A 6,943-nucleotide genomic window follows, 5' to 3' on the forward strand; every position below is an offset into this window, starting at 1 on the left:
TCCATGGATGACATCCAGAACTTTGCCACCAAGCTTTTTGACTTTGCCCGCAACGGCGATGCCACGCTGCTCGAGTACATCAAGCAGGGCGTCAACGTGGACATGGTAAACCAGGACGGGCAGTCCTTCATCATGCTCGCCGCCTACCACGGCCATGCGGAGCTGGTACGCCAGCTCGCCGCGGCGGGGGCCGACGTCAACCTCCTCAACGACCGTGGCCAGTCGCCATTGGCCGGAGCGATTTTTAAGAAAGAAGACGCGGTGATCGACGCCCTCCTCGACGCCGGCGCCGACCCCTCCGCCGGCCAGCCCAACGCCCTCGACTCGGCCCGCATGTTCGGCCGCGAGGACCTCCTCGAGCGCCTGTCATGAGCTGGTCCGCGTTTGCGGCCATCCTCCTGATGAATCTCGTCGGTGCGGCAGCACCCGGCCCTGACATCGTCCTAGTGACGCGCTATGCCACGCGCTCGCGCCGCCACGCCATTGCGGCGGCGACGGGCATCCAGGTCGGCGTGCTGTTCTGGTGCACGCTGACCGTGTTCGGTGCGGCCGCCCTGCTCACCGCCTTCCCCGGCGTCCTCTCGCTGATTCAGGTGATCGGTGGCTGTTTCCTGGTGTTTATGGGCGTGCTCTCCATTCGCTCCGGGCTGGAGCTGCGCAAGCAGCCGCCCGTCGATGAGGAGGAGGCGGCCGCACGCTTGGGGTCGGTGGGCAAGGTCTTCCGCACGGGTTTGGCTACCAACTTGTCCAACCCGAAGATCGTGCTCTTCCTCGCCGCTATGGTCGCCCCGCTGCTGCCGCCGCACCCGCCGGTGTGGGTATCGGTGGCGCTGGTGCTGAGCTTGTCGTTGTCGAGCTACCTGCTTTTCGTGGTCCTCTCGACGGTCATTTCTACCCGCGCGATTCGCCGACGACTCTTGGCCGCGGGCCCGTGGATCGACATCGGCTCCGGAGCCTTCTTCGTGGTGGCTGGCTGCGCTCTGGTGTGGGCCGGCATCCAGGCCGCCTAGGCCTGCTCGAGTAGCTCCGCGAGCCACTGCGACCACGCCGCGACCGTGGCGGAGCGGCGGCGCAGGGTCGTATCGTTGAGTCCCAGGTGGGCCGCGCGCATGAAGACCAGTGCTTCTTCTTTGCTCACCATCCGGTGGGTATCCACGACGTGCTGCACCATGTTCCGGAACACCGGGCGGGAAGCCAGGGCCTCGACGAGGGTGAGATTGCGTTCATCGCGCGTGCCGCTCAGTTTGCTTAGGCCTAAGTAGCGGGCGGCGTTGCTGTAATAATCCGCCTGGCGCGGGGTAAAGCCAAATTCCTCGGGCATCTCCGCTTTGTCCACTGGGTTCTCCAGCAAGCTGATGACCCGCGCAAAGGAGTCCGCCTGTGGGAAAGGAACGCGCGTGCCCTCGACCTGAGTGCGAGCCAGCACCGCGCGCACCGTCGCGTCGGTCACGCCAGACTCGCCCAAAACATAGCGCGCCGCGCTTACGAGCTCGATGCTGCGGAAGTCCTCCGGCTGTCTAAACGCGTAGCGGTAGAAATGGAAAATGCCGTTGGAGTAGACCAGGTACACCGGCACCACCTCTTTATCCAGAGCCAGCGAGAAGCGGCGGAAAGGGAAATAAAGCTGGCGGATGTTGAAGTCGGGGGAGAGGTGGTTCTTCGCCTCCACGAGCACGAGGTGTTCGGCGGATTCGAAGCCGGCATCGATCTCCATCTGGGCGCGGTCCACCACCACGTCGCGCCCGCCGATACGCATGGGCAGCGTGAGCGTCGACATGCGCCCGCTGACCGTCGGCACCAGCTTACCGCCCAGGAAATCTTCGAGCATGCCGCTTAAGCTCGCCGCGGTCAGTGCCGCTGCCTCCGAGGTCAGGTTCTCGAAGTCAATGGACTGGATGTGGCTCGGAACCGGCATCGACTTCAGCGGCCCGGCCTGCTCCGGGAAAGGCTGGTACAGGTCAAAGCGGCCAATCAGGTAGGCATCGCGGCGAATCGGCAGCATGGACAAACCGTGCTTTCGAAACACTTCGGGGCGCGCCGCCGAAAAGTCATGCTTGGCCATCAACCGCGGCTCGCGGCCCGATAGCTCCTTAAGCTTCGCGGCGGGCAATACCGCAAAGCCCTGGTCCGCGATGTCGGCGGCGATGTGGGGGTAGACGAGGTCCCAGGCGGCGTCGTTAAGCATAATTGCGCACGAGCACCTCATCGACCTTGCCGCGCTTCGAGGCCACGGAGTTCACCGCGCGCGTGGCCCCCACGATGTCGATGTGGTAGTCCGCGTACAGCTCCTTGATGAAGTCCGTCGCGGAATTCGACAGCAGGAACTTCACCCCGCGGGCATTGAGGTCGTCGCAGGTTTCCTTCAGACGAATCTGGTCCGCGCGGCCAAAACCACCCGACTGGTAGCCGGTGAAATTGCTCGTGGGGTTGACCGGATCGTAGGGCGGGTCGAAGTAAACGAAATCCCCCTCGTTGGCCTCCACCGCGGCGTAGTCGCCGTTATAAAACGTCACGTCGTGGGAGGACAGGTACTCCGAAACCGCACGCAGATTGGGCTCATCGCAAATCTTCGGGTTGGCATAGCGGCCAAACGGGGCGTTGAACTGGCCGGCGTTATTCACCCGATAAAGCCCGTTGTAGCAGGTCTTATTCAAATAAATCGTGCGGGCAGCACGCTCAACGGGGCTTAAGTGCGCAAAACCCGGCTCGCGGTCGCGGGCGCGCATCTCGTAGAAGAAATCCGGATCATTCGGATAGCCCTTTAACAGGGCGATGAGCTCGTCCACGTTATCGCGGACCACCTCGTAGACGGTGATGAGCTCGGTGTTCAGGTCATTGACCCGGGCGCGTTCGGGCGCCAAAGAAAAAAGAACCGCTCCGCCGCCCAAGAAAGGCTCGACATAAGTATCGAAGCTCTCGGGCAGCACGGAGTGGATAGCGGGTAGCAGCTGGCGCTTTCCCCCGACCCACTTCAGGAGCGGTTTCATTTAGGCCATCTTGTTGAAGGCGGTGGCCATGCCGGACTTCTTGTTAGCCGCAGTGTTGCGGTGGAAGACGCCCTTAGACACGGACTTGTCCAGTGCGCGGGAGGCAACGCGCAGCTGCTTCTCGGCTGCAGCCTTGTCACCAGCGGCGACGGCCTCACGGAACTTGCGGATCTCGGTACGCACGGCGGAGCGTACGGACTTGTTGCGCTGACGAGACTTCTCGTTGGTCAGGATGCGCTTCTGCTTGGACTTGATGTTTGCCATCGTTATACCTCTTAGAGTCGTAGGAATGTGCAACCGAGGAAGGCGGACCCAAGGTCCTGACCGCCAGCGTGCCCCGGCATCCCAAAAAATTTAGCAGGGCTCGGACCGAATCCCCAAATCAGGCCCAGTGATAACGTGAGCGCAGCCGGTTGGCGATGCGCTCGAAGCGGCGTTCCGGGAAGAGCGTGCCCTGTCGGCGGCATTGTTCCTCGGAGATTTCCAACACGCGGTCCATCCGCACCCAGCACTGCCGGCCGGATTCGTCCCATTCACCGGTACCGATATCGAGCCATTCCTCTTTGTTTGCGTGGCCCGGGTTGGGGGAGATGAGCAGACCCAGCACGGTGGTGCGCGTGCGCGAGACAATGAGCACGGCCCGCTCGCGCGGCGGGGACTGCTTGCCATCCGAGGGCGCCCACACCCAGACAACCTCGCCGGAGTCTGCCTGCCCGTCCATGTCGGGGGTGAAGAAGACGCTGCGCGGGTGGGCGGCGGCACACTCGACGCGAATGTCGGCGGCTTTGCGCGGTTCCGTCACGGAATCATTCTGGTTCAACCCCAAGCCTTCGGTGATGCGCTCGAGACCGACGTCGACAGGCTCAGGGCCTCCGATACCGAGAATGCGTGCCAACCTAGACATGTCGTCTATTCTAAACACATGTCTACAAACTTCGCGGCCACTACGTTTACGGATCCGTCCAAGATCCGAAACTTTTGCATTATCGCCCACATCGACCACGGCAAGTCGACGCTGGCTGATCGCATCCTGCAGTTGTCGCAGGTGGTGGAGGAGCGTGATATGCGCGACCAATACCTCGACAACATGGATATCGAGCGCGAGCGCGGCATCACCATTAAGGCGCAGAACGTGCGCCTGCCCTGGATTCCTCGCTCCGGTGAGTTCGAGGGCCAGGAGATCGTCATGCAGATGATTGATACCCCTGGCCACGTGGACTTTACCTACGAGGTCTCCCGCGCGCTGGAGGCCTGCGAGGGCGCCATCCTGCTTGTCGACGCCGCCCAGGGCATCGAAGCCCAAACCCTGGCCAACCTTTACCTGGCCATGGAAAATGACCTGGAGATCATCCCGGTCCTGAACAAGATCGACCTGCCCGCGGCCGACCCGGAGAAGTACGCCCTGGAGATTGCCCACATCATCGGCTGCGAGCCGGAGGAGGTGTTGCGCGTGTCCGGCAAGACCGGCGAGGGCGTGCCGGAGCTGCTGGATAAGGTGGCGGAGCTCATTCCGGCACCGACGTCCGAGTTCGGCGAGGATGCCCCGGCCCGCGCCATGGTCTTCGACTCCGTCTACGACACCTACCGCGGCGTGGTGACCTACATCCGCATGATGGACGGCAAGCTGACCCCGCGTCAGAAGGTCACCATGATGGCCACGGGTACCAACCATGAGCTGCTCGAGGTGGGCATCGTCAGCCCCACCATGCAGAAGTGTGAGGGCCTGGGTCCGGGCGAGGTGGGCTACCTGATTACCGGCGTGAAGAACGTGCGTGAGACCAAGGTCGGTGACACGATTACGTGGGCGTCGAATGGCGCTACTGAGCCTCTCAAGGGCTACGCCGACCCGAACCCCATGGTGTACTCCGGCTTGTTCCCGATCTCCCAGGCGGACTTCCCGGACCTGCGTGACGCGCTGGAGAAGCTGCAGCTTAACGATGCCTCCCTCACCTTCGAGCCCGAGACCTCCGTCGCCCTGGGCTTCGGCTTCCGCTGCGGATTCCTTGGCCTGCTGCACATGGAAATCACGCGCGACCGTCTGGAGCGCGAGTTTGGCTTGGACCTGATTTCCACGGCACCGTCGGTGACCTACCGCGTGGTGGCGGAGGACGGCGAGGAGTCCATGGTGCACAACCCGTCGGACTGGCCCGGCGGCAAGTTGCGCGAGGTCTACGAGCCGATTGTGAAGATGACCATCATCGTTCCAGAAGAGTTTGTGGGCTCAACCATGGAGCTGTGCCAGTCCAAGCGCGGCCAGATGGGCGGCATGGACTACCTGTCTGAGGACCGCGTGGAGCTGCGCTACACCATGCCGTTGGGTGAAATCATCTTCGACTTCTTCGACATGCTGAAGTCTCGCACCAAGGGCTATGCGTCCCTCAACTACGAGGAGGCTGGTGAGCAGCTGGCGGACCTGGTGAAGGTGGATATCCTGCTTAACGGTGATCCGGTGGATGCCTTCTCTGCGATTGTGCACCGCGATTCCGCGCAGTGGTACGGCAATAAGATGACGAAGAAGCTCAAGGAGCTTATCCCACGCCAGCAATTCGAGGTGCCCGTCCAGGCGGCGATCGGTTCGAAGATTATCGCGCGTGAGAACATCCGCGCCATGCGCAAGGACGTGCTGGCTAAGTGCTATGGCGGCGATATTTCGCGTAAGCGCAAGCTGCTGGAGAAGCAGAAGGCCGGTAAGAAGCGCATGAAGTCCATCGGCTCCGTTTCAGTGCCGCAGGAGGCCTTCGTCGCGGCGCTGTCCACGGATAGCGATTAAGAGAAACTAAGCTTCACTGGGATGCTCTTTTGGTTTTGATAAAGGTGCTTCATTGGCATTGGTCAATTGAAGCACCGTATCGTCTTGACGAATAGGTGCGGAGGCATCGTGCGTTGAAACAATGATCGTTTTTTCGCGTGCAAGGTCTTCAATAATGCCCCACACCAACGCCCGTGAGTTCTTGTCTAAGCTACTGGTTGGCTCATCGAGGACCACAATTGACCCGGGCTTAGCGATCAATGCTCGTGCCAAGGCGATTCTTTGTTTTTCCCCACCGGATGCCCCACCGTCTTCACCCGCTACATCGGAGTTCTTCTTGCAGCCCGTTGAAGAAAACTCGTGAAGTCCTACTGCTGTGAGTAATTCGTCAGCTTTGCACACGGCTATTGATCGGCCAAAAATAACGTTGTCTATGGCGTTGGCGTGTAACAGGCTTGCGCTTTGAGGCGCATACGTTGAATTCTCCCTTATCTCACGAGAATCTTGTTGCAAGGGTAACGAATATTGATTTAGATTTAGGAACCCTTCCAAAACCGTCGTTTTCCCTGAGCCGCTTGGACCAAGAACCCAGATTGGTCTTTGCTCATTTCGCCGGTGTGCCGAAGCTGCCATGTCAGACAAACGCAGTATTTGTTCATTCCACAAATCCACGTTTTGGCTCGTTGTAGAGACGATTTCCATTGGGCGAATTTTTTCGCTTGCTTCACTCGCATGGGAAACTGAAACAGCGAGTGCGGACACTCCAAACCCGACGGATTGTAGGGGCGTAATGGCTGCAATGGCGATTCCTGTAGACGAAATAATTGATCCGATCGCCTGCGCATCTCCATTACTTGTTCGAAGGATAATGGCAATAATGAGAACACAAATCGTTATTGCTAAAACGATTCCTTGGGCAACATACAGCCGCCGCGTCATGGTATATGAATAGACACCAGCGCGTTCGACAGTGCTTCGATCCTTTCTATAGCGAGATTCCAAAAATGCTTGGGTAGAAAATACTGTCGCTTCTTTCCAGAGGGACAAAGAATTCCCTAGGACGCCGAAACTGCGCATGCTCTCTTTGAAAAACTTTGTCTGAGCGTTCTGGTGGCTTTGGATTAGTCGGTAGCTGACCGCACAATAGATCACAATGGCTGCTGTGAGGATTATTCGGACCTGACCCCTGTTTGGTAGACACCTGATA

General features: G+C 60.0%; 8 protein-coding genes. 3 read left to right on the forward strand and 5 right to left on the reverse strand.

Going from position 1 to position 6,943, the window contains the following annotated elements; genetic code table 11:
- Positions 1-3 precede the first annotated feature (3 nt).
- Positions 4-372, forward strand: a complete 369-nt coding sequence (locus HMPREF2526_RS07365) for an ankyrin repeat domain-containing protein (RefSeq protein ID WP_046648995.1) — start codon at positions 4-6, stop codon at positions 370-372.
- The gene (locus tag HMPREF2526_RS07370; protein WP_070517901.1) at positions 369-1,010 is read left to right on the forward strand and encodes a LysE family translocator; all 642 of its coding nucleotides are present in this window, start codon (positions 369-371) and stop codon (positions 1,008-1,010) included. The genes HMPREF2526_RS07365 and HMPREF2526_RS07370 overlap by 4 nt, the downstream gene beginning before the upstream one ends.
- Here the strand turns inward: HMPREF2526_RS07370 and HMPREF2526_RS07375 are convergent.
- The 4 genes from HMPREF2526_RS07375 to HMPREF2526_RS07390 all read right to left on the reverse strand — a co-directional run bounded on the left by HMPREF2526_RS07375 (position 1,007) and on the right by HMPREF2526_RS07390 (position 3,891).
- Complete coding sequence (locus tag HMPREF2526_RS07375) at positions 1,007-2,185, reverse strand: type II restriction enzyme (RefSeq protein ID WP_246819879.1); 1,179 nt, start codon at positions 2,183-2,185, stop codon at positions 1,007-1,009. The two genes, HMPREF2526_RS07370 and HMPREF2526_RS07375, sit on opposite strands and share 4 nt — an antisense overlap.
- A complete protein-coding gene (locus HMPREF2526_RS07380; RefSeq protein WP_070546683.1) occupies positions 2,178-2,987 on the reverse strand; it encodes a DNA adenine methylase in 810 nt (269 codons plus the stop codon). The genes HMPREF2526_RS07375 and HMPREF2526_RS07380 overlap by 8 nt, the downstream gene beginning before the upstream one ends.
- Positions 2,988-3,251, reverse strand: a complete 264-nt coding sequence (gene rpsT / locus HMPREF2526_RS07385) for a 30S ribosomal protein S20 (RefSeq protein ID WP_010190855.1) — start codon at positions 3,249-3,251, stop codon at positions 2,988-2,990. It lies immediately after the preceding gene.
- Between the two features lie 118 nt (positions 3,252-3,369).
- Positions 3,370-3,891 carry a type II toxin-antitoxin system PemK/MazF family toxin gene (locus HMPREF2526_RS07390; protein ID WP_049156445.1) on the reverse strand — a complete coding sequence of 174 codons (522 nt, stop codon included), beginning with the start codon at positions 3,889-3,891 and terminating at the stop codon, positions 3,370-3,372.
- An 18-nt stretch (positions 3,892-3,909) separates the two neighbouring features.
- Here HMPREF2526_RS07390 and lepA point away from each other — a divergent pair, with 18 nt between their 5' ends.
- Complete coding sequence (lepA, locus tag HMPREF2526_RS07395; protein ID WP_070546685.1) at positions 3,910-5,757, forward strand: translation elongation factor 4; 1,848 nt, start codon at positions 3,910-3,912, stop codon at positions 5,755-5,757.
- 6 nt (positions 5,758-5,763) lie between these two features.
- On the opposite strand, the gene HMPREF2526_RS12925 is transcribed toward lepA, so the two are convergent.
- The gene (locus HMPREF2526_RS12925; RefSeq protein ID WP_148139553.1) at positions 5,764-6,813 is read right to left on the reverse strand and encodes an ABC transporter ATP-binding protein/permease; all 1,050 of its coding nucleotides are present in this window, start codon (positions 6,811-6,813) and stop codon (positions 5,764-5,766) included.
- Positions 6,814-6,943: the final 130 nt, after the last annotated feature.

This window comes from Corynebacterium sp. HMSC070E08, from assembly GCF_001808895.1.
Lineage (GTDB): Bacteria > Actinomycetota > Actinomycetes > Mycobacteriales > Mycobacteriaceae > Corynebacterium > Corynebacterium hiratae.